Below are 23,993 nucleotides of genomic sequence, written 5' to 3'. Positions count from 1 at the left end.
ATACATACTAGTTAATTTACTGTTAGGTTCGTTATGTTTGTTAACTTTTTAACATTTTACTAATAAATAACATCTTATAACCAAAAAACAATAAGGCCCTAATCAACCTTAGTTTTCTCTATTCCCACAATAATATATTATAATTGATATTGACTGTATATTGCAACATTTAGTTTTTTAATTATATTTAATAATTATTTATATAACTATGCTTATGATTATGTCTACAACGGTATTCTGCTTTAACTTTCTCTTCTAGTTAAAATGTTACTTTTTTTTAACTTGTACTTTGAATTACAATTATCATAATAAGCAAATCCCTACACAATATCTTGCCATTTCAAGCAATATAAAAAATAGTCTGCTTATTGTTAAGCAGACTATTAAATAGGCATTATTTACGAGAGTAGAATTCAACAATAAGTTGCTCTTCTATTTCTATCGGCACTATATCTCTTTCAGGTACTCTTATTAGCTTAGCACTGAATCCATCTATATCTTTTTCAATGTAATCTAAGTTGAATCCACCTTCTTGGAAGTTTTCAACGAACATTGAATTCTTTCTAGATTTCTCTCTTAAGCTAATAACATCTCCTGGTTTCACATCATATGATGGAATATCAACCTTACGGCCGTTTACAAGAATATGTCCGTGAGTTACCATTTGACGAGCTTGACGTATAGAGTTACCTAATCCTGCTCTGTATACAAGATTATCTAATCTACACTCTAAGCTTTGGATTAAAACGTCACCAGTAATTCCGTCAGATTTAGCTGCTTTGTCAACATATTTTCTAAACTGCTTTTCAAGCACCTCGTAATATCCTCTTAGTCTTTGTTTTTCCAAAAGTTGTAAGCCATAGCTTGATAGCTTTCTATCAGCTCTGCTAGTTCCATTACCAGCGCGCTTCATTGCTTTTGGGTGACCACATACGTTTAAACCAAGTCTTCTACATTGCTTAAAACGTGGTCCTTTCATTCTTGCCATATTAACTACCTCCGTATAATAAATACTTGCCGCGGTATTTTTCTATGCCTAGATGTGATTATATCACATACAAAATGTTTTGTAAACGGTAAAACAAACAGTATTTTTATTATTTATTAGATACTGATTTATTCACTGTTTTATATATTATTTACAAATTGTGTTATAAATATATCTAAAATTGGAACATTATTCAGATTTGTTTTATCTTATTGATAACAATGAAAAGTAGTACGAAAATTTATAGTAAAGGAGGTTAGAAAATGAAAAAATTGATCAATAAGAAAAAATCATCATTAGTTTACTGTTATGCTACTTGCCCATGCACATGCAAAGTTTCTTGGGATGCTTATGAAACTAAAGCTTATAACCATAATTCATTAGGCTATAAGCCACCAATGCCATATATTTAATAATCCCTAAATCACTAATTTGAGATTTTTATTAATCTCGGGAACATTTTTATGTCATAAATCATCTTAATAGCAACTATGCGTCGATAGTTTAATTTATTAGTTTGCTGAATTAAAAGGAGGTGGTATATATCACATTATCTAAATTTAAAAATTATGAACCATTGGGAAGATATGTTTGTCCCCCAATAATTAGAACATATCCAGATTGCAGTCCTTCTGGCAATTATGGATATCCACCAGAATTTTAAAGCAAAATATAATTTATTATAGTAGTAAAAACATGAAACTATACAAATCATTTATTAGATACAAGAGAAAAAAAGAACGCTTGATAGAAGTTATAGTATATTCTCAATAAAGAGAGCGGCAAATTATTGTTGGAAAATAACTTTTAGTTCATTGTTATGTTAAGTATTTTTTAATTGCTTGACAACAGATAAACATACAAATTGGAAGCTTAGGTATAAACTATCTATGCCATTTTAAATTGAGAGAGGAGAATATTAATGAAAAAATTAATGAGTAAAAAAAGAAATTCTTTAGTTTATTGTTATGCTACTTGCCCATGCAATTGCAATAATGGTTTGGAAGCATACGAAATGAAAGCACTTAATCATAATCGTTTAGGTTATAAACCACCTATGCCAGTTTAATAAGATTAAATTATTAGGAAGGGGTATAAGATGAAAAAAATAAAAAAGGCAAAACCTACAAGCTCTACACTGTATTGCTTTAATGTTTGCCCTTGCACTTGTAATAACAATAATTACTATACCACAACAGCACTAAATCATAATCGTTTAGGTCACAAACCACCTATGCCACTTTAGGCTTAATCTTCCTTATAACGAATAAATCTAAGGTTTGTTACTAGGGGATGTTTAAAAACAACATCCCCTTTTAATACAAATCCATCTACTTTTTAAAAATTTCTGTCATAATACCAGCTATCTCTTGCTTCCTTTTTTTAGTCTCAATACGGTCAATTTTCAAAACTCCACCTGACAAATATATGACATCACCTTCTTTTGTATTGAGTGGTAATTTGCTGACATCTATATTTATGTATTTAAAGTCATAGGTTTCTACTACAGCGAACTTTCCTTCAAACCTATCTATTATACCTTTCATACCTTCCTCCTATCTAATAACACTTGCTACAAGGCTTATATCCTTCTTTTTCTGCATCTATGGATGAATCAAAGATTGTTTGGTTGTTCTTCTTTGGTAAATGATTAGCTTCTATTTTATGATAAATTCTTGAGTTTATATTACCTATTATTTTTTTTACTTTATTTGATTCTTTTTCTACTTCTACTTCTTGATGTACGTTATTATTTACATATATATTATTTCCATCTGTTTTTATAATAATAGTTCCTGATGAGTCAGTTCTGTATATTTTAGTTCCTACATTTCTTAACCTCTGCAACACTTCATCATTAGGATGTCCGTAATCATTACCTTTACCACAAGATATTACCGCTATCTGCGGTTGTACTTTATTAAGAAAATTAGTGTTCGATGAAGTTCTTCCTCCGTGGTGCCCAACTTTTAGCACGTCTGCTTTTAAATCATATTTCATATTTACCATCTCATCTTCTGAATCTTTTTCTGCATCTCCTGTAAATATAAAAGCTTTTTCTTTGTATTTTAATTTCGTTACTACTGAATATTCATTAGTTTCATCATACTCATCCGAATTTGGAGCTACTACAGAATATGTGATATTGTCATTACAGTATATCATATCTCCGCCTTTTGCTGAAACAACCTCTATATTCTTACTCTTGATTTCCTTTAGCATAGTTTTAAAAATCTTTGTAGTAGCTACTTTATTTGGCATATAAATTTTATGTATATCAAATCTTCTTATTACCTCTGGTAATCCTCCAATATGATCTTCATGTGGATGTGTAGCTACTAGATAATCAATTGCTTTTATATTATGTTTTTTCAAATAGGCTACCACAAGCTTTGAATCATCTCGATTTCCCCCGTCAATTAACGATACTTTGGATCCCATCTTTATTAAAATACAATCGGCTTGTCCTACATCTATAAAATGCACCTCCACTCCTGCCTCTTTTAGATCTCTGTTGGTAATTAATGCTTTTGGATCACTGTTTTGTGTACCTTGGCATCCACAAACAATCATCGTAATTATTACTAATAATATAGCTATTTTTTCAAATTTATATTTCTTCATTTAATGTCCCTCCTATGATGTCATTTTTAGAACGTAAGTTCGTAATATATTATAGCACACTTTTTTTCAACAATATATAATTCTATATACCTAATATTATCTTTGTGATATGATAATTGTAACAATTATGGGGGGAATTATATGTCAGATAATTATTATTGGAATATTCGAAAACTAATAGGTACTATGCCTATGAATGTAAGTACTGCTGGGATGTTAATATTAGATGATGAAGATAGAGTATTACTTCAGCTAAGGACTGATTGTGATGTGTGGTGTCTTCCAGGAGGAATGTCAGGGCTTGGTGAAAACCTACTTGACTGCGCAATACGAGAAACATTTGAGGAAACTAATATAATAGTTAAAAAAGCTGAATTATTTGGTGTCTACTCAGGTGATACTCAGCATCATATATACCCAGATGGTAATGAGGTTTATTTTACTGCTATAGCATATATTTCAAGGGATTTTGATGGTGAAATGAAGGCAGATGATTATGAATGTTCAAAGTTAGAGTTCTTTGCCCTTGATAAGCTACCCACTAATATTGCTCCGTCAAATATACCTATTTTAAATGATCTGATTTCTAGATTCTCGTAACTTGTTTTAGATAATCTTCGTGGGTCCCTGAGGTTACTCATTACATATTGGTTATTCATATATTGTTCTAGATTATCTCTGTGGGTCATTTGGTTGCTAATAGTTTTATTGGTTCAGCTTTTCAATTGTTTTTCTTGCCCTGCGTAAGCTGTGATTTTTTGATTATATAAATATTAAATCACAACTTCCAATGTCGCGGTCAAAAAACAATCTCAGCTTGAGATAGTCTTTGATACCACGATTTTTAGAGTCATGCTTTGTAAGATAAAACCCCTAGTTCTTCTTAAAACACTTAATCACTTTATTACAATAACAAACTCTCGTCTAATTTTCTAAGAACTATATCCACTGATACAGTTGTACCCCTTCTCTACTTAATCTCTCTAACCAAACCGTTTTTAATATATCTAAATCGTCACTATAATCTCTATCTTCATCTTTTTTATCATACTTCAAATATTCTAGCACTTTAAATTCAAATGCTTCTTCTCCATATTCATTCCATTCTCTTTGAAGTTCTTTTATTCTTAGGCTATTCATTTTTAATCGGAATTTATAACTATTTAACGTACTTTTGACATCTGTATGAGCATTAATATACACTTTTCCATTTACTAGATTCTCAATAGCATATATCCCCATAGGTGTTTTTGTATCTAAGAATTTTCGAACCATAATTTTTTTATCTTGTTTTGAATACATAATTTAATTCTCCTTTTTACTACTTGATTTCTTATTTCTGCTTTTTCTAACATTCGCTCTATTTCTACATGAAGTATTGCAATATTTTTCTCTATCTGATTTTGCTATGAATATTTCCTTACAATTACTACATCTGTTTAATATTATTTTTTCATCTGTTACAGCAAACGCATATATTGTTTCTATTGCTGTCTTTAAAGAATCAAATTGCCAAGCTATAAAAGTCTTGTCTAATTGATTAATAGTAAATCCGATTTTTTCTGCATGAAACTGTCCTGCCATGATAGTTACATTTTCTATTAAGTAATTTGAAGAATTTCTAAACATCAACAGTTGATTGAAATGTTTAACTATTAGTTTAGCAAAATCAATTATCCAGTCAATCTTTTCACTATAAAACATTGAAAATATTAAATCCATCACAACTGGTCTTTTACCATAAAAACTAGGCGAATCTTCACTTTTTGCTAGATATACTTTATTTTTATATTCTCCAATTTTTATATCACCTTCATTTATAAAAGGTATGAACATATTAACATATTCTTCTGCGTTAATTATCTCTTTCTTTGTTATATGGTTATTTTCTATCATTAATATGTTTTTTTCTCCGATTATATTTCTGTTATATGCACTTGCACTAATTAGCCCTAACAGCCCGTATTTTCTTACAAATATCATCAAAGGCTTTTTTAAAGTCTCAAAGTTTTTATTGCTATCACCTTCTAATTTTATAGCCATATCTCCAATCTTCATCAAGTCCATAAGTAACTCTTGTGCAACATCAAAAGGATTGTACATACTAAATACTGCATCTCTGGAAGGTATTATATAAGTACTTCCGTCCTCAGCAGTTTTATACTCGTATTCACTATATCTAATCCAATCAGTTGAGAAACTTCCCTTTAAAGAAATCTTCTTTTCCATGATACCATTCCTTTCACTTTGTGTAATAGTTGTAATAGCTTTTACTATTACATATTTATTTTATATGGTATACCCTCTTTTGTCAAATAAAAAAACACCATCTTCTCACAATTACTAAATAAGTGTTACTAAAATCACTTATAACACTTATTTATTGCGTTTATATGGTGTTTGTATGAATTTTTTTCGGCTCTTTTCTACATCTTTATAATATAGCCAGCATATATTATGTACAACTACTAAGGGGAACAAAGTACAAACTATCATCTTCTTTATCGTTTATTATCTTTACATTTAGCTTAAAAACCTCGTTAAGAGCTTTTTGGTTTATGATCTGACGTGGCACGCCACTTTTGTATACTTTTCCACTATTCATGATTATCACTCTATCTGAGTACCTAGCAGCTTGGTTGAGATCATGGAGTATCATTACTACTGTTATGTTCATTTCTTTATTAATCCTTTTTATGAGTTCTAAAACTTCAAACTGATAGCATACATCTAAATAAGTAGTTGGCTCATCTAGCAATAATAGCTCTGGTTGCTGCGTGATTGCCATAGCTATCCACGCCCTCTGCCTCTCTCCACCTGACATAGTATGTATTTTTCTATGCTCCAAACGCTTTATATCTGTAATCTCTACAGCCCAGTCCACTATTTCTATGTCCTTTTTTCTAAGCTTGTTAGTCCAACCTAAATGTGGATATCTGCCATACTCTACTAACTCCCTTACTGTAAGATCACTAGGAACGCTAGGACTTTGAGGAAGTATTGCTATTTTTTTTGCATATGATTTTTTTTTCATCTTTCTTATATCTATTGAATTATATGATATAGTTCCAGCTTGTATTTTTTTAGTCTTAGATATAGCTTTGAATATAGTTGATTTACCACACCCATTTGGTCCTATAATAGTTGTTATTGCATTCTTTTGTATACTAAATGAAATATTATCTATAACAAGCTGGTCTTCATATTTTATTATTAAGTCATTAACTTCTATCACTCTTTACTCCTCCTCTTAATAGATACAAGAAAAATGGAACACCTAAGATAGCCATTATTATCCCAACAGGTAATTCTATAGGTTTTGCTACTATTCTAGCTAGCATATCACAAAACATCATTAGGCTAGCTCCAAATAATGCACTTGCTATAAAAAGATATCTATAATCAGAACCTATAATCAGTCTCATTGTATGAGGTACTATCAATCCAACAAATCCAAGTAATCCTACTACACTAACTGAACTTGCTGAAAGTAAAGATGCAATAGCTATCAATACAAATCTTGTCACCTCAACATTTAAACCAAGACTAGTAGCTATTTCATCACCTAACATTAGTATATTTATTTTCTTTGATACTATCAATGAAAGCAATAGCCCTATTACTGCATATGGCAGTAATAATCTAAAATCATCCCAACCCTTTACTGATAAACTTCCTATAGTAAATCCAAGTGTATCCTGTACTCTATCTGGGTAGAATATCAGAATCAAATTTATCAGAGCACTTAGAAGTGACGATATAGCTATACCTGATAGCACCATCCTAAGAGGTTTTATACCATTCTTCCATGAAAGCAGGTATATTACTGCTGTGGTAGTTAACGCACCTACAAAAGCTACTGGCGTAACAAGGTTTTCAAATTTCGGAAAGAGTACTATGCAAACCGTGGCCATTAATCCTGCTCCTGCTGAAACTCCTATTATATTAGGTGAAGCAAGGGGGTTTTTCATAACCCCTTGTAATATGCCACCTGAGATTGATAAACATACTCCTACTAGCGCTGCAACCAGAGTTCTAGGTACTCTTACATTCCACACTATGTTTCTATTTAACCCTTCCTTATCTATAAACACAGACTTGATAACTACCTTGATTGGGATTTTATATGCTCCAAAGCTAATACTGAGTAAAAAACTTATCAATAAAAATAATATTAGTATAGCAATAACTGTTATTTTATATATTGTTTTACTTCTGATTTTACTTTGTGATACGTTTCTCATTTATTTAAATACCTCTGGATACAATATTTTAGCTATATATTTAAATGCTTCTGGATACTTAGCATTTGGCTTATATACTGAATATTCTTTTGGTAAATAATGAACATTACCATTCTTTACAGCTTTAATCGATCCCCAAGCTTGATTTGTTTCTATATCATTTTTAATTCTATTTTTACAACTTTCAACATCTCCCATTGTACAAATCATTATATAATCTGGATCTCTTGCTATTAATGTTTCTATACTGAAATCTACACGTATCTCATCTTTAGCTGGCAGTTCTTCAAGCTTAACTATATTTTTTCCACCTAGTAAATATACCATTTCTCCTGTAAGTGAATTTTTTGTCTCTGTTTTTATTGATTTGCTACTTGAAAACAATACTGCAACACTTGGCTTTTCTTTTATTTCTTTAGTTTTTGAAGTAATTTGCTGACAACTTTGTACTATCTTTGTTATTTTGTTTTTATATACTTCTTCTGTTCCTAAGACTTTAGTAAATAGATACAGGTTCTTTTGGAAAGCTAAATAAGCATTTGTACTTGCATCTATCACAGCATACTCTATACTATTGTCTTTTAGTGGTTTTTTTAATTTCTTATGAGTTTGCGTATTCATAAGTATAACTAAATCTGGTTTTAGTGCTAATATTGATTCTATGCTAACCTTATTAAAACTACCCAAATCAGTGATATCTTTTGCCTCTTCTGGCACATTGATTGTCCCTTTAACTCTAGCAATTGCTTTTCCTCCAGCTAAGTACCACAAATCTAACACCGAATTATATAGCACTACTACTTTTTTTGGTTTTTTAGTTAATTTCGTTTCTTCTCCATCACAATCTACATAGGTAACACTGCCTTCAGTTTCTTTTTTTATGAAATCCGGATAAATATTTTCAAATTCATCGTTATTTTGTGAAACTGACTGCTTTTCTTGTACATCTACTTTTTCTGTTTGTTCTTTACTACAACCTATAAAACTTAAACTCATTATCAATACTAATATATAAATGCTCACTTTTTTATAATTTTTCATTATACCCCTCCTAATTTATGTTTTCTAGCAATTCTTTTATTGAATTAGTTCTATTTTTATATTCAATCATTGGTCTTTTAAGCATTATTATTTCTACATTTGACTCTATTGCAGCTTCTATTTTTTCTAAAGTCCCCCCTTCTAATCCACTATCTTTCGTTAAAATATACTTGATATTATATTGCTTAAATAATGCTTTGTTTAATTCTATACAAAATGGTCCTTGCATAGCTATTATTTGACTTGGTTTGAAACCAAAATTTATAACATTATTTAGAACTTTGGGTATAGGCAAAACTCTTATATAAAGCCTATCCCTATTTATACTATCTATTATTAATTTGCTGTTCTTACTACCAGTTGTAATTAATATATTTCCGTCTTTTGTATTTAGATATCTACATATATCTGTATAGGTATCATATTTTTTTATTTCTTTCTTATCTATACTTTCTCTTTCATATCTGTATAGTTTGGTATTACTTTGATTACAAACTTCTATAAGAGTTTCGGAGATGTTTTGAGCATATGGATGTGTAGCATCTACTATAGTATCAATACCTTTTAATTTAATTAAATCTTGTATATCTTTAAGTGACAATTGTCCATATATGATATCAAGATTATTTCTTTTCTTTATAAGATCAGCTCCATATCTTGTTGCTGTTGATACTATAACCTCATGTTCTTTATCAAGTAATCTTGATATTATTTCTCTACCATCCTTTGTTCCTGAAAAAACTAGTATCAATAGTTATACCCCCTAGGAGTTATCATCTTTTTATGGCATATATAAGTCTTTGAGTTGCCTACTATAACCATTGTAGACATATTTATTTCATGATTTAACATCTCATCTATAGTAGTTATCTCTACTTCTTCGTTGTCTCTCTTTGCATTTCTTACTATTCCTACTGGTGTATTTTTATCCTTGTACTCAAGTAATATATCTCTAATCTTGTTTATGTGCTCTACTCTACCATGACTCTTTGGGTTGTATATAGTTATTACAAAATCCCCTTTACACGCATATTTCATTCTTTTCTCAATCAACTGCCAGTCAGTTAATAGATCACTTAAACTTATTGTTACATAATCATGCATTAACGGTGCTCCTAAAGATGCTGCTGCTGCATTAGCTGAGGTAATACCTGGAACAACCTCTATTTTTACTTTACCTAAATATGGTTTAGCTATCTCATACATTATACCTGCCATACCATACACACCGCAGTCTCCTCCACTAACTAATCCTACTACCTTTCCATTTAATGCATTTTCTAAAGCAAACATACATCTGTCTACTTCTTTTCTCATTCCTAAAGAACAAACCTCTTTGTCTTTTATAAGATTTTTTATTAGATTAACATATGTTTTATAGCCAACTATCACATCTGCTTTGTTTATTGCTTCTATTGCCTTTATAGACATATGTTCATCTGCCCCTGGGCCTGTTCCTATTATATATATCATGATAAACTCTCCTTTTCATTTTGTTTCATGTATTACATTTGCCATATCGACATCGTCATACCATCTTTTTTTACCTTTGGTACTAGACACGTTCCTTTACCTGATTTTAAGTATCCTGATGTCATGCATACTGAACTTACTCCTGTTATGCTTTTTACAAAGCTAGATCCTTCAAATCTATCTTCTACTTTTGCAAGTTCTTCTTTCGTATATGTATCAAACACTATTCTATGCTTTTTCGCAAATTCAATTATACATTTTTCTTCATTTTTTAAATCTATAGATACTATACTCTCCACAGCTTTTAATGATATATTAGCTTTTATCATTTCATCTTTTATAAAACTCTCAAAATTCTCTACACTTATATCTTTCCTACAGCCTACTCCTATAACAATATTACGAGGTATCAATTGAACTGCATTTACATCAAAATCCATTTTTGCTTTATTAGATATACATATCAACCCTTTTATATCTAAACCTTTATCTAATTTCTCAACATATTCAATATACTCTGGTATGTCATATATTAATCTACCTGACTCTATGAATATCCCTACCTTTTCATCATTTACTATCAAAGCTGTTATATCTTTAGCCTTCTCGAAACTCTTAATGCGAAGATTATTCGCCTTTGCAATCATATCTACTGAAAGTTTATTCATACAATCTGAGGCTGTAGTTATCACAGGTATTGCATTAATCTCACTGGCTAAATACTTAGCTTTTTCATTTGCTCCTCCTAGATGTCCTGACAATAAACTAATCACAAATCGTCCATTAGTATCTAGCACTAGGATTGCTGGATCTATTGATTTATGCTTTAAGTATGGTTGTATGTCCCTTACCACTATTCCAGTTGCCATTATATACACTATAGTCTCATAGCTTTTAAATAAAAAACCGTTGAATTCTTTCAGTTTACCCACTATTGGCATAGCTCGCTCGTTAGCATATCTATCCACCACATATATATCTATAGTCTTTATTTTTGATTTGATTTTTAAAGCCAGCTGTAAACTCTTTTTTGAAAGCGCTACTACAGCCCAGTTCATTATCTGCTACCCCTGTATTCATGTGCAAATGATTTGTCATATAGTTTGGATAATTCATATTCAGAATTTATAAAATCACCCACTAATATTTGAGATGTCTTAGTTATATTTGCTTCTTTGACTTTCTTAGCTATATTCTCTAGCGTGCCAATAACTACTCTCTCATCATGCCAAGTTGCTCTTTGAACTACAGCTATAGGAGCACTTTTGTCATAGTGTTTAATTAACGAATCTACAACTTCTTCAATCATTTGAACAGAAAGAAATATAGCCATACTAGCTCTATGCTTAGCTAATTTTTCAAGGTTTTCTTTTTCTGGTACAGACGTTCTTCCTTTAAGTCTCGTGCAAATTATAGTCTGAGAAACATTTGGTAATGTAAATTCTTTTTTTATAGTAGCAGCTGCCGCAGTAAATGAACTTACTCCTGGCACTACTTCATACTCAATATCTTCTTTTTCTAATATATCCATTTGCTCTTTTATTGCCCCATATATACTCGGATCTCCTGTATGAACTCTTACAACTTTTTTACCTTGTATTACTCCGCTTATAGTTACGTCCATGACCTCTTCCAATGTCATACTTGCACTATTATAAACCTTTGCATCTTCTTTTTTATCGCTGTATACTTCTGGGTTTACCAAAGACCCTGCATATATTATAATATCAGCATTATCTATTAATCTTTTAGCTTTTATTGTCAATAATTCAGGATCTCCTGGTCCAGCTCCAACATAATAAACTTTATTCATATTAAACCCTCCATTTCTTAGCTGTTACAATAAAGACTGGATTGTTACTCATCATCATTGTCAAGCTCCCTATGTTTTTTCCTCTAGATATATGAGCTTGTACTACTTCAATATCTTTAAAACTATATTTTTTTAGTAACTGTATGAATTCATATAAATTCTCAATACAAATAAAATTAGCTACTATTATTCCATCAAGATTGTGATTTGCCCACTTTACTATATAACCTAGTTCTCCACCACTTCCCCCTACTATTATTCTATTTACATCTTTTATATGAGGTAAGCTAGTTGATGCAGTGCTATGGTAAATTCTTATATTATCCAGCTGGAATTTTTCTATATTCTGTTTTATTAATTCTATAGCTTCTACTTTTTTTTCTATTGCGTAAACAATCCCTTTTTTCGAGTTAAGTCCACATTCTACAGTTATTGAACCTGTCCCTGCTCCTATGTCTACAACTTTACTATTTTCTTGTATCTGAAGCTTACTAAGGGTTATAGCTCTTATTTCTGATTTAGTCATTGGGGCATTTCCCCTTATAAAAAGTTCATCTTCTAACCCAAAATGCATTACTCATCCACTCCCCTACAATAACTACCGTTAGATATTATAACTATATTTATATTTTCAGTTTTATATTTGCTTGCTTCCTCTAATGAAAGCTCTATAATTTTCTCATTGTCATACGATAGATTTTCTCCAATATACATATTGCAATCTGAGATATTATTATTGAGTAGTTCTGTAGCTATTGCTGAAGGTGTCCATACCTTATCTGTAAGTACCCCCGTCATTTCGTACTCTTTTATATATTGTACAAATTCAATGTATCTGCCATGTAAACTTATCAGTTTTGCTCTCTCATATGTTCTACCTACCCTCGAAAACATATATTGCATACTACTTATCCCTGTTATTATATTTAAATCTGAATTATTAAAATATTTTTGCATATATCTAACTAAGCTATAAAACCCTGTATCACCAGATACTATTACACTTATCTTTTTTTTTGTTCTTCTTTGATGTATTAAATGTATTATTTCTTGTAGATTTGAATTTATATATACTATTTCTTTGTTCTCTACATAATCAAGTATACTGCTTATATTCCTTTTCGCTCCTATCACTATATGAGAGTTTTTTATTTCCCTTAGCGCAATGGGTAGTATGTAGTCTTTATTACCTGGTCCAAGTCCAATCACATTTATTTTATTCATTTAAAAATTCCTCCAAATAATCATCTGCTAGTTTACTTTTACCTATTACTCCATATTGATTTGTAAATATAATTGCTTGAACCTCGACTTCTTCTAGAGTTCGTTCACTTGCTCTAATTGACACTCTTTCTGCTATAACATTAAATACCTGCTGTTTGTTTTCTTGCTTTATGATATCAACTACTTCATCTGTTGTTATACATTCTAATATCTCTTTTATTAATTTAGAGCTACAATCATATAGTGACCCACAGTACGATGCTATCACTTCCATTCTACAATCAGCATACTTGCTATGTGTCTGAAATATACCTCCTGCAACCTTAGACATTTTTCCTAAATGCCCTATTATCAGTATCCTTTTTATGTTTTGTCTTGTAGCATAGTCCAACATGTATCCTATATAGTTACTTGTTTTAACTATATATTTATCTTTTATTCCAAGCTTCAAAGCAAAATCTCTCCCGTAGTTACCTGGTACAAAAACTATACTCTCTACTCCTTCTGCTTTAAGCATCGATATCTCAAGAGCCAATGATTCTTTCTGGGCATCTTCTGACATAGGCTCTACTATCCCACTTGTACCGATAATTGATAATCCTCCTACTATTCCTAGCTTCGGATTAAAGGTCTTTTTTGCAATTTCCTCTCCATTAGGTATCATTATCTCTATCTCCACTCCATTACTTGTTGGTAATACTTCTTTTACATGAGATAGTATCATTTTCATAGGCACTGGATTTATTGCAGGCTTACCAACTGATACTGATAACCCCTTTTTTGTTACTACTCCTATCCCTTTACCTCCCTTGATATTAATACCTTTTTCAATTTTTCTTGCTGTGGCGTATATTTTTATACCATTTGTTATATCAGGGTCATCACCACTATCCTTAGTTACAGAGCATGTTACTTGATTTTTTTCTACCCGAACATCTTCTATGTTAATTTTTAACTTTACTCCTTTAGGCGTATTTATATCTACATTTTTTAGAATCATATTTTTAAATAACATCATAGTCGAAGCTTTTGCAACTGCAGTGGCACATGATCCTGTTGTATAACCACATCTAAGTTTCTTTCCATTTTTAATAATGAACTGATCTGTCATAGTACTACTTACCTTTACACATTTTTAATATTGCATTTATTATTGATACGGCTACTGTACTTCCGCCTTTACGTCCCTTTATAACTATAGATGATATGTTAGTTCTTTTCATTAATTCATCTTTTGACTCTGCCGCTCCGACAAACCCAACTGGTACACCTATAATGATAGGTACTGGTTCTTGATGGTTTTCTTCAATTAACTCCATCAGCTTATATAAGGCTGTGGGTGCATTCCCTATGACAAATATTTTAATATTTTTATCGTGATAAGCTTTTTCTATAGCTGTCATAGACCTTGTTACGTTTCTTTCTTTTGCTATCTTTTTTACATCTTCATCATGTACATAATTACACACCTTACAATTATATTTAGCTACGTTTGTTCTGTTAATCCCAACTTTTATCATGTGTGTATCTGCATATATAGCACATCCACTTTCTAATGCTTTTTTACACTTTTCTATAACATCGCCATTAAATTTTATTAACTTTGAATATTCAAAGTCTGCTGTTGTATGTATTACTCTTTTAACAATGCTCAGCTGCTCAGAGCTAAAACTATCAACGTCCTCCATTATTGATTCAATGATTTCCATGCTTTTAGACTCTATAGCATGTGGATTAACTTCAAAGTTGTTCATATTACTCACTCTCCTTGTGATTGGTAAAATTCATCCATCTTTTTTACAAAGTTATTAAAAAATTTTAAATTAGTATAGTAATGAATATGAGCATATGCGCCTAATCCATTTCCCTTTTCATATCCACAGTTCCACTCTTTTGTAATTTTATTTTTTCTGTATTTTTTCAATCTGAATACTTTTTTACCACCTTCATCTACTTTTGATCTATGAAACTCGTGTACTCTTGCTTTATCACTCTCTTCTCCATATATACATTTCTCAGTTAACTCAAGCTCCGCATACCCAAAACGTTGTAGTCTTTTTGTCATATATGAATCTTTATCAAACCATCCAACCATTTTGTATTTGTTTGAGTCGAAATCATATATATTATTACATAGATACATCAACCCTCCACATTCTGCGATATATGGTATGCCTGATGATAATTTTTCTAATATGCTGTTTTTCATGGTCTCATTCTGTTCTAACTCCTTTGCAAACACCTCAGGAAAACCTCCACCAAACATTAATCCATGAATATTGTCTGGTAGCTTCTCATCATGTATTGGGCTAAACGTTACTATCTCTATATCATTTTCTAAGAATAAATCTAAGTTATCATGATAATAAAAATTAAACGCTTCATCTTTTGCTATCGCTACTCTAAGCCCTTTATAACTTTCACATACAGATTTAACATGATTGCTTTTGATTTCAGTCTTGTTATATTCTTTGCCTAACTTAACTAATCCATCTATATCTATGGTCTCTTTTACATGTAGCGCTAACTCTGTTAGTAATCCATCTAATGTTTCATTTTCAAAAGATGGTACTAACCCTAGATGTCTGCTAGATAACTTAATATTCTCAACTTTCTTCATATAGCCCAGTGGCTTTACATCCGTATAGGTTTCTACGGCTTCTTTTAATATATAGTAATGAATATCCGAACTCACATTGTTAAATATTACTCCCTTTATATCAATTTGTGAATCAAAGTCTGCATATCCTTTTACTATAGCAGCTATACTTTGAGATAAACCACCTCCATTCACGACCAATACCACAGGTAATTTGAGTATTTTAGCTATTTTTGCTGTACTCCCTATATCACTTCCTATTTCTGCTCCGTCATATAAACCCATTACTCCTTCTATGACTGCAAAATCACTACCTAATCTATTTTTATTATATAGATATTTTATAACGTCATCTGTTAACATCCATGAATCCAAATTTCTACTCTTTCTGTTCGTTATATATGTATGATACGCAGTATCTATATAATCTGGTCCAACTTTGTATGGCTGAACTATCATCTCCTGGGATAACACTTTCATTATTCCCATTGATATCGTTGTCTTTCCTACCCCACTATTTGTTCCAGCTATAATAACACCTGCCAAATCATCACCACCTTAATAAATATAAAAAAACACACCTAAAAAATAGGTGTGCACATACTCTAAATCTCTATATAAGCATATAAAGCTAAATACCACCTACCTCCCACCGAAGTAGTAATACTAACCAGATAAAAGGCAGGTCTCCTGACTTACAATCATTCTACTCTCTTTCCTTCCCATTTGCACAGTGGATATTAGATTTCGTCATGTTTACAGTAGCGGGGGCTGTAGTGGAATTTCACCACTTTCCCTCTTAGCTCTTCTTATAAAGAGAACCTTTTACTAATATTCAGTTTTAATATAGCTTTATTTTAATACATATCATATTATAAAGTCAAGTTTCGCATTATAATAGGGTGTCTAATTAGACACCCTTAGAATTTCAAAATTATATTACTGTAATATTTTCAGCTTGTGGTCCTTTTGGTCCATCAACTATATCAAAAGAAACTTTTTCGCCTTCTTCTAATGTTTTGAATCCTTCTTTGTTGATTTGTGAGAAATGTGCGAATACATCGTTTCCTTCCTCTGTAGTAATAAATCCAAATCCTTTTTCACTGTTAAACCATTTTACTGTTCCAGTCATATCTTTACCTCCAAAATTTTTATTCTTTAATTCCTATAAAGCATCTATGAATAAAAAATTTGAAGCAAGTTTATTCATACATCACTATTTATTATTGAATCAAAGTTATAATTATAGTATATACTATTTTGGCTTAATTACAAGCATTATTTTGCATTTTCATAAAAAATATGAAAATTTTATTTCTATTTATTATATCATTCTACTTATCAGGCTCCAATACAAAAGATGTTGCAAAATACCTACTTTGATAAGGGAATTCAGGTGGAGGCTCAACGCTACAAACAAATTGATTACTAAACCATCTTGCTTCTTCGGTAGAAGTTCCATTTAAATAATCTCTCCACCCTTGAATTGGACCTCCTGGTACTATTCTGTATTTTTCTATAAATTGATAAAGCGCTGCCCTTTGTGGTTTTTGTTGTGCTTGGAAATTAACCGTATCTGTCACTGTAATTTGCGTAGATATAGACACGCTAGTTGAGAAAGAATTTGTAAGTGATACAGATAATGATGCGGATATTTCAGACCCTTCAAATCCAGCTTTAAATCCTACTGTTGAACCTACTGTGCTTGAAAATGTCTTACTTTCCTGTGTAGTAACACCAGAAGTAACTGCTACAGACTTTGTATAAGTTTGCCCTGGCTGTATGTTTGATATTTCAGATAATAAATTCCAATAAGATTCATTATGCACCTTTGAACCCTGTGCTGCACCAGCATATTTATCTAGTAAAATTGCAAATACAAAATCTCCTTGATTATAGTAAGTTCCATTTGACCCAACTGTTTCTACAAATTGCCCTTGACTATTTAAATATCCCTTATATATATCAATTTGATTAAAGCCAAAGTATAGTTTCCCACTCTTTCTAGCATAAAAACTTACAGGTATATACTCTACTAGACCACCATCAGCACTACCTGCTTTAACCGTTCCTGGATAACCATAGTAATACCAATTTGGATCTGGTTGAGGAAATATAATTGGAACAGGGCTTCCCCCACCTCCTTCTCCTACCTCTGCTCTGTACCCTGGAGTCACTATTGTTTTGTTGAGAGGTGTTAATTTACTACCATTGTTATACAATAGCTTTGAACCACCTGAATCTAATCCTGAATAATTCATATAGGGATTATTGTAATAATTGTTAAAATCATAAAACATTCCATAACCTCCTTCTAATTCATTATATGCTTTCAAGTTATAGAAGTTATCACACTTACACTGTAACCATCAGTTAAAAAATTCATAGTTAATATATACAATTTTACACATAGATTTTTGACTAAATATATATTTTCGTGTTATATTTATGAATTTTCATGTCTGATATATTGTTATCTTGTTTAAAATACTATAACTAAAGTTGATTAGCTGATGGTCTTTCTAGTATATCAGTGAATTCTTTTTTGTTCTTCATATTCTCATTCTAAATTCATAATGTACTTTCTCCTCATTGGATTTATCAAATTTACATCTCACTTTTTTGCTGTAGTCCGATGAATTTTCATGTTTGAATATGTAGTTTTTTTATTGATTTTTGACTTAATTTATGTATTTTCATGTCATCATAATACATATTCACGCCCCGCATATTGTATTATATTGTCGTAAATTGTAAAATATATATACGAAATATTCACACAATTTATAAGGGGGCCTCATTAATGAGATATAAGAGATTATTAATTTTAGTATTAATGGTAGCATTATTTATTCAAGTTGTTCCAGCAAATGCAGCACAAATCAATCAACAAATACAACAACAGATTACTGGGCAAGCTAACCAACCCTTTCAATCTAATCGAATTGAACAAAAACAAATCTTAGAGAAATGGCAAAGAAAAAGCAAAAACACCAGTCAAAATTCTGTAGATTTTCAAGTTCATTGGAATAAGAAAAAAAGCATCCCTAACTTTGTACAAGGTCTAAATTCTGATAAAAAAATCAAATCTAGTCAGCAAGCTATTGACTTTGTAAAAAACAATGAAGCTTTATTTAATATTAACTCTGGTAAATATAAACTTAATAAATCATTTAAAGATAAATACAATATGACTCACTATAAAATTATTCAAGAGATTGATGGTATCCCTCTCTATGGAAAAGAACTAGTAGTTCATACCGATAAAAATAACGAAGTGTATGCACTAAACGGTGCTCTACAACCTGACATAGGCATTGATACTGTTAAATGGAGTAAATATATTACTTTATCTGACGAAGAATGTATAGCCAAAGCGAAAGAATTTTTAAACATTGACTCTATTGACTCTAAATTAATATCAAAGCCACAAACTCAGCACTATCTATATGAATTTAAAGACAATTGGTATTTAGTAAACCTTGTCACACTCCAATTTAACGAACCATATCCAGCTAACTACAAAATATTCGTTGATTTAACGTGTGGTAGCATCGTTGATTCATATAACGCTGTTGCAAATGGTAGTGTAACTTGTAGCGGAACAAATAGCTTTGGTGATACAGTATCTCTTAATGGGTATGAACAAAATAGTTACTACTACTTATACGATACTACTCATGGTGCTGTTATTGAAACTTATACTCTTAATAATATTTTAAATGCTACTCAACCAGGAGCAAGAGTAAAAAATACAACTGGTAATTTCAATGCCATGAATGAAAGAGTTGCAGTTGATGCTCATTCAAATCTTGCAAAAGTATATGATTTCTATTACAATACTTTCGGTAGAAAAGGGTTTGATAATAGAAACAGTAATATAAAAAGTTCTGTTCATTACTATGACAATAAAAGTGGTAAAAACAATGCATTCTGGAATGGTCGTCAAATGCTATTTGGTGATGGCGACGGTGAGAGTTTTGGTTCTTTTGGATCCGCTCTAGATGTTGTTGCTCACGAATTTACTCATGCTGTTACACAATATACAGCTAACCTTGAATACAGAAATCAGTCAGGTGCTATAAATGAATCTATATCAGATGTTTTCGGTGTTCTTTGTCAAGGTCCTGTAGATAAATGGTGGCTTGTAGGAGAAGATTGTTATACTCCTGGTAAATATGGTGATGCACTACGTGATATGAAAAATCCAGAAAATGTTGACCAACCTCAACCTGGTCATATGAACAGCTACAAAAATGTTAGCTACGATAATGGTGGTGTACACATAAACAGCGGTATCCCTAATAGGGCATTTTATCTTATAGCTAATTCTTTAGGATTTAATAAAACAGGTAAGATATACTATCGTGCATTAACATCTTACTTGACTTCTACTTCTGATTTTATGGATCTTAGAAATTCTATATTACAATCAGCTTCCGATATTTATGGAGCTACAAGTACAGAATATAATACAGCTAAAGATGCATTTAGTAAAGTAGGACTTGGCTCTTCTAGCAGTTCAGATACTTATGAACCAAATGATACAGCTTCAGATGCTTATGGTCCATTAGTTAGCGGTAAAACATATGAATCTTATATAAGCTCTGAATCAGATAATGACGTTTATAAGTTTAAAACAACAGATTACTCTACTATTAGAATATCACTTACTAATTTAGCTGGTGACTATGATTTGTATTTGTTCAATGGGAATGGAACTCTTGTTGCAAAATCTGAAAACAACAATACTACCAGTGAGTCTATTACTTATAATGGGTCTAGTGATACTTATTATATAAAAATAGTTGGCTACAATGGTGCGTATAGTACAACTAAACCTTATCGTTTAACTGTCACCTATTAAAATTCATCAAATAAACAGCAATAGGAGGTGTCTCACTCGAGGCACCCCCTATTTTTTATGAAATTTTACTTGTGGTAGTAATTTTTCCATTTACTTTACTTAAATTTTTAATTTTCATTGTAGGGTTATTGATACCATATGAATCCATTATGTTCTCTAGTATCTTTATTTCGTTCCTTTTAATAACTACTTCAATTTTATATCTTCTACCTCCATTTAAACCTCTAGCAACAAAGTTATTAACTGTATAACCTTCTTCTCTAAGTTTTTCAGCTATTACAATCATTTTATTTTTATTCTTTAAAAATATATCTACTTCTGCAATTCCCAGTGCTAAACGTTCTTCTATTTTGTTACCAATATATACTCCTACCGTTCTACCAAAAGCATATGCTAGCGTAAAATGAATACCTTCAGAACTAGTTACTTTTGTTACAACTGTCGCAAAAATCATGGCATCTACAAATACAACAATATAAACCGGATTCATGATTTTTTTTGAAATAAGTATAGTTTTTAATGTAGCTAAAATATTAGTAAAAGTCGTTATTATAAATAAACCTATTAACCCTAATATAATATTTTGAGTAATAGTCTCACTTCCTTTCTTTATCTTTAGTTGAAATCATTATTTATGGCATCTTAAATAAATATATTACTGTAATATACTAAAAAATATTTATACATAATACGTTTTGGGATAATAAACAAGAAATGTCGTGTTGTCTCTTGTATTTCTGATAAGTACTTAATAATTTTCGATTTAACGATGAGAAAAATATAAAAAATATAATACTTCTATCCAATTTTATTCAACTATCAATATAGTATATAATAAAATGAATTTTTTTGCAAGATTTTTTTATATTTTTTATCTAGTAAAAATTATTATAGTAAATGCCATTGATAAATGTTACTTACAAATTTATAAAACATCAATTGAGTAAAACCAAGCTATTATGATATAATCTTGTATGTAATTCTTAACAATTAAAATATAAGACAGGTAGGTTAAATATATGAATATACTATCAGCTGAAAATCTGAGCAAAAGCTACTCTGAAAAACAATTATATAATGATATTTCATTTGGTATAGATAGTAAAGATAAAATAGGCCTTATTGGCGTAAATGGTACTGGAAAATCAACTCTTCTAAAAACCCTAGTAGGATTAGAGAGTCTTGATAGCGGTGTGATAACTATGAACAAGGATATTACTATTGGTTATTTGCCACAAAATCCTCATTTCACTGAAAATACTAGAGTATTAGATCAAATATTTAAATGGGATACTCCTATAATGAATGTGATAAGAGAATATGAGGACATTGTGCATAAGCTTGAAAAAAGCAATAACGATACTAATCTTCAAAAAAAATTGATTGAATTAAGCAATAAAATGGATGCACTAGATGCTTGGAAAATGGAAAGCGATGCAAAAAGCATTTTAAATAAGCTAGGAATACTTGATTATAATATGAAAGTTGATAAATTATCTGGTGGCCAGCGCAAGAGAGTAGCTTTAGCTGGGGCATTAATACAGCCTTGTGATTTGCTTATACTTGACGAGCCTACCAATCACATAGATGATATATTAATTAAATGGCTTGAAGAATATTTGCAAAACAAACAAAGTGCTTTATTGATGATTACTCATGATAGGTATTTCCTCGATAGAGTTACAAACCGTATATTGGAACTTGATAAAGGCAAACTGTATAGCTATAAAGGTAACTATAGTGTATATCTTGAAAAAAAGTCTATAAGAGAACAGGAAGCCATAACTAAAGAGCTAAAAAGACGTAATCTATTTAAAAATGAACTAGCATGGATTAAAGCCGGAGCAAAGGCAAGAACAACAAAGCAAAAAGCTAGAATTGACAGATTTGAAAAACTAAAAGAAGCAGAAATTGATATTAAAGAAGAAAATTTTGAAATTAGTGTGGGTTCTAGAAGACTTGGTAAAAAAATAATTAACCTCAATAATATCACTAAAAAATTTGGTGATAACCTAATAATAAATAATTTTGATTACACTATTTTAAGAAATGATAGAATAGGCATAATAGGAGCAAATGGTCAAGGTAAATCTACGTTGTTGAACCTAATTTCAGGCAAACTAAAACCTGATAGTGGTAATATTGAAATAGGCGATACTGTAGTAATCGGCTACTACTCTCAAGAAAACCAAGAGCTTGACGAAAGTTTAAAAGTTATCGAATATATTAAAGAATTAGCAGAGTATATAACTACAAAAGATGGTACTAAGATTACTGCTAGTCAAATGTTAGAGAGATTTTTATTTTCTAAAGAAATGCAATATACTCGTATTGATAGATTATCAGGCGGAGAAAAAAGAAGGTTGTATCTTTTAAGAGTTTTAATGAGTAATCCTAATGTTCTACTCTTAGATGAGCCTACAAACGATTTAGATATACAAACTCTATCTATATTAGAAGAATATATCAAGTATTTTGAAGGTGCAGTAATAACAGTTTCGCACGATAGATATTTCTTGGATAAATCATTTGAAAAAATCTTTGTATTTACTGAGAAAGGTAACATAAAGCAATATACGGGTAATTACACTAAAATTATAGAGCTAAACTCTAATACAGTTGGCAATAAAACCATGAAGGTCAAAGCTGAAAGACCAGAGAAAGAAAAAGCACCCCGATTTTCTTATAAAGAAAAAATCGAATATGAAGAAATAGATCAAAAAATAGAAACTGTAGAAAAATGCATACAAGATATTGATAACAAAATGAACAACTCTGCCAGCGATTTTATTAAATTGCAAGAGCTTTCTGAGAAAAAGGAAGAGCACGAAAATCAACTTGAAGTTTTAATGGACAGATGGGAATACCTTAACGAATTAGCCGAAAAAATTGAAGAGTATAAAAACAAACAATAAATATACAATTAAAAGGGAGCAAAGCTCCCTTTTAATATCTGTTAAAAAATCTTGTAAAATGACTATGGTTATTATATTTATCATCAGGTGGTGCTCTATTACCTACAAATTCATCTTGTACATGCAAATTTCTCAAGAGACTTTTTCACTTTTTTAATTAATCTCTTTATACACCTTTCCAACATTATTTTAGCGGTCTAATTA

The 23,993-nt window shown here is 30.7% G+C and carries 26 protein-coding genes and 1 riboswitch; of the genes, 6 read left to right on the top strand and 20 right to left on the bottom strand.

Going from position 1 to position 23,993, the window contains the following annotated elements; genetic code table 11:
- Positions 1–394 precede the first annotated feature (394 nt).
- The gene (gene rpsD, locus P3X86_RS00755) at positions 395–988 is read right to left on the bottom strand and encodes a 30S ribosomal protein S4 (protein ID WP_483290709.1); all 594 of its coding nucleotides are present in this window, start codon (positions 986–988) and stop codon (positions 395–397) included.
- 263 nt (positions 989–1,251) lie between these two features.
- On the opposite strand from rpsD, the gene P3X86_RS00750 reads away from it, so the two are divergent.
- From P3X86_RS00750 to P3X86_RS00740, 3 genes are all read left to right on the top strand, one after another.
- Positions 1,252–1,401 carry a hypothetical protein gene (locus P3X86_RS00750; RefSeq protein ID WP_483290708.1) on the top strand — a complete coding sequence of 50 codons (150 nt, stop codon included), beginning with the start codon at positions 1,252–1,254 and terminating at the stop codon, positions 1,399–1,401.
- Between the two features lie 509 nt (positions 1,402–1,910).
- Complete coding sequence (locus P3X86_RS00745; protein ID WP_483290707.1) at positions 1,911–2,057, top strand: hypothetical protein; 147 nt, start codon at positions 1,911–1,913, stop codon at positions 2,055–2,057.
- A 30-nt stretch (positions 2,058–2,087) separates the two neighbouring features.
- Positions 2,088–2,234 (top strand): hypothetical protein, encoded by a 147-nt coding sequence (locus tag P3X86_RS00740; RefSeq protein ID WP_483290706.1) that lies wholly within the window; start codon positions 2,088–2,090, stop codon positions 2,232–2,234.
- An 85-nt stretch (positions 2,235–2,319) separates the two neighbouring features.
- Here P3X86_RS00740 and P3X86_RS00735 read toward each other — a convergent pair whose 3' ends face one another.
- Both P3X86_RS00735 and P3X86_RS00730 read right to left on the bottom strand, forming a co-directional pair.
- Positions 2,320–2,535 (bottom strand): DUF3006 domain-containing protein, encoded by a 216-nt coding sequence (locus P3X86_RS00735; protein WP_483290705.1) that lies wholly within the window; start codon positions 2,533–2,535, stop codon positions 2,320–2,322.
- A gap of 13 nt (positions 2,536–2,548) precedes the next feature.
- The gene (locus P3X86_RS00730) at positions 2,549–3,613 is read right to left on the bottom strand and encodes an MBL fold metallo-hydrolase (protein WP_483290704.1); all 1,065 of its coding nucleotides are present in this window, start codon (positions 3,611–3,613) and stop codon (positions 2,549–2,551) included.
- 141 nt (positions 3,614–3,754) lie between these two features.
- Between P3X86_RS00730 and P3X86_RS00725 the strand changes: the two genes are divergently transcribed.
- Positions 3,755–4,213, top strand: coding sequence for an NUDIX hydrolase (locus P3X86_RS00725; RefSeq protein WP_483290703.1), 459 nt, complete (start codon positions 3,755–3,757; stop codon positions 4,211–4,213).
- A 339-nt stretch (positions 4,214–4,552) separates the two neighbouring features.
- Here P3X86_RS00725 and P3X86_RS00720 read toward each other — a convergent pair whose 3' ends face one another.
- From P3X86_RS00720 to P3X86_RS00645, 16 genes are all read right to left on the bottom strand, one after another.
- Positions 4,553–4,915 carry a GIY-YIG nuclease family protein gene (locus P3X86_RS00720; RefSeq protein WP_483290702.1) on the bottom strand — a complete coding sequence of 121 codons (363 nt, stop codon included), beginning with the start codon at positions 4,913–4,915 and terminating at the stop codon, positions 4,553–4,555.
- 3 nt (positions 4,916–4,918) lie between these two features.
- Entirely contained in the window at positions 4,919–5,842 is a 924-nt protein-coding gene (locus tag P3X86_RS00715) for a CGNR zinc finger domain-containing protein (protein ID WP_483290701.1), read from the bottom strand.
- 226 nt (positions 5,843–6,068) lie between these two features.
- Positions 6,069–6,848 (bottom strand): ABC transporter ATP-binding protein, encoded by a 780-nt coding sequence (locus P3X86_RS00710; RefSeq protein WP_483290700.1) that lies wholly within the window; start codon positions 6,846–6,848, stop codon positions 6,069–6,071.
- Positions 6,835–7,857 (bottom strand): FecCD family ABC transporter permease, encoded by a 1,023-nt coding sequence (locus P3X86_RS00705; protein WP_483290699.1) that lies wholly within the window; start codon positions 7,855–7,857, stop codon positions 6,835–6,837. The genes P3X86_RS00710 and P3X86_RS00705 overlap by 14 nt, the downstream gene beginning before the upstream one ends.
- Entirely contained in the window at positions 7,858–8,898 is a 1,041-nt protein-coding gene (locus P3X86_RS00700) for an ABC transporter substrate-binding protein (RefSeq protein WP_483290698.1), read from the bottom strand.
- Between the two features lie 10 nt (positions 8,899–8,908).
- The gene (cobK, locus tag P3X86_RS00695; protein ID WP_483290697.1) at positions 8,909–9,649 is read right to left on the bottom strand and encodes a precorrin-6A reductase; all 741 of its coding nucleotides are present in this window, start codon (positions 9,647–9,649) and stop codon (positions 8,909–8,911) included.
- The gene (gene cobJ, locus P3X86_RS00690) at positions 9,646–10,371 is read right to left on the bottom strand and encodes a precorrin-3B C(17)-methyltransferase (RefSeq protein WP_483290696.1); all 726 of its coding nucleotides are present in this window, start codon (positions 10,369–10,371) and stop codon (positions 9,646–9,648) included. Before cobJ ends, cobK begins: the two co-directional genes overlap by 4 nt.
- A 32-nt stretch (positions 10,372–10,403) precedes the next feature.
- Positions 10,404–11,429, bottom strand: coding sequence for a cobalt-precorrin 5A hydrolase (cbiG, locus tag P3X86_RS00685; RefSeq protein WP_483290695.1), 1,026 nt, complete (start codon positions 11,427–11,429; stop codon positions 10,404–10,406).
- A complete protein-coding gene (gene cobM / locus P3X86_RS00680; RefSeq protein WP_483290694.1) occupies positions 11,429–12,184 on the bottom strand; it encodes a precorrin-4 C(11)-methyltransferase in 756 nt (251 codons plus the stop codon). The genes cbiG and cobM overlap by 1 nt, the downstream gene beginning before the upstream one ends.
- Before the next feature lies 1 nt (position 12,185).
- A complete protein-coding gene (gene cbiT, locus P3X86_RS00675; RefSeq protein WP_483290693.1) occupies positions 12,186–12,758 on the bottom strand; it encodes a precorrin-6Y C5,15-methyltransferase (decarboxylating) subunit CbiT in 573 nt (190 codons plus the stop codon).
- On the bottom strand, positions 12,758–13,408 hold the full coding sequence (gene cbiE, locus P3X86_RS00670) for a precorrin-6y C5,15-methyltransferase (decarboxylating) subunit CbiE (protein ID WP_483290692.1): 651 nt from the start codon (positions 13,406–13,408) through the stop codon (positions 12,758–12,760). The genes cbiT and cbiE overlap by 1 nt, the downstream gene beginning before the upstream one ends.
- A complete protein-coding gene (gene cbiD, locus P3X86_RS00665) occupies positions 13,401–14,519 on the bottom strand; it encodes a cobalt-precorrin-5B (C(1))-methyltransferase CbiD (protein ID WP_483290691.1) in 1,119 nt (372 codons plus the stop codon). The genes cbiE and cbiD overlap by 8 nt, the downstream gene beginning before the upstream one ends.
- Before the next feature lie 4 nt (positions 14,520–14,523).
- A complete protein-coding gene (locus P3X86_RS00660) occupies positions 14,524–15,162 on the bottom strand; it encodes a precorrin-8X methylmutase (RefSeq protein WP_483290690.1) in 639 nt (212 codons plus the stop codon).
- Positions 15,163–15,167: 5 nt separating this feature from the next.
- Positions 15,168–16,553 carry a cobyrinic acid a,c-diamide synthase CobB gene (locus tag P3X86_RS00655; RefSeq protein ID WP_483290689.1) on the bottom strand — a complete coding sequence of 462 codons (1,386 nt, stop codon included), beginning with the start codon at positions 16,551–16,553 and terminating at the stop codon, positions 15,168–15,170.
- A gap of 117 nt (positions 16,554–16,670) precedes the next feature.
- A riboswitch (cobalamin riboswitch) is annotated at positions 16,671–16,848 on the bottom strand.
- A gap of 93 nt (positions 16,849–16,941) precedes the next feature.
- Positions 16,942–17,139: a cold shock domain-containing protein gene (locus P3X86_RS00650; protein WP_483290688.1), complete on the bottom strand. Its 198-nt coding sequence runs from the start codon at positions 17,137–17,139 to the stop codon at positions 16,942–16,944.
- Between the two features lie 202 nt (positions 17,140–17,341).
- On the bottom strand, positions 17,342–18,307 hold the full coding sequence (locus P3X86_RS00645) for a hypothetical protein (RefSeq protein WP_483290687.1): 966 nt from the start codon (positions 18,305–18,307) through the stop codon (positions 17,342–17,344).
- 503 nt (positions 18,308–18,810) lie between these two features.
- Here P3X86_RS00645 and P3X86_RS00640 point away from each other — a divergent pair.
- Positions 18,811–20,874 (top strand): M4 family metallopeptidase, encoded by a 2,064-nt coding sequence (locus P3X86_RS00640; protein ID WP_483290686.1) that lies wholly within the window; start codon positions 18,811–18,813, stop codon positions 20,872–20,874.
- A gap of 55 nt (positions 20,875–20,929) precedes the next feature.
- Here P3X86_RS00640 and P3X86_RS00635 read toward each other — a convergent pair whose 3' ends face one another.
- Positions 20,930–21,385: a DUF5698 domain-containing protein gene (locus P3X86_RS00635; RefSeq protein WP_483291719.1), complete on the bottom strand. Its 456-nt coding sequence runs from the start codon at positions 21,383–21,385 to the stop codon at positions 20,930–20,932.
- 508 nt (positions 21,386–21,893) lie between these two features.
- On the opposite strand from P3X86_RS00635, the gene P3X86_RS00630 reads away from it, so the two are divergent.
- A complete protein-coding gene (locus tag P3X86_RS00630) occupies positions 21,894–23,789 on the top strand; it encodes an ABC-F family ATP-binding cassette domain-containing protein (RefSeq protein WP_483290685.1) in 1,896 nt (631 codons plus the stop codon).
- Positions 23,790–23,993: the final 204 nt, after the last annotated feature.

Source organism: Abyssisolibacter sp. ZYX002 (assembly GCF_056892235.1).
Note: the sequence above shows the minus strand (reverse complement) of the source record. Positions and strands in the feature narration are given on the sequence as shown.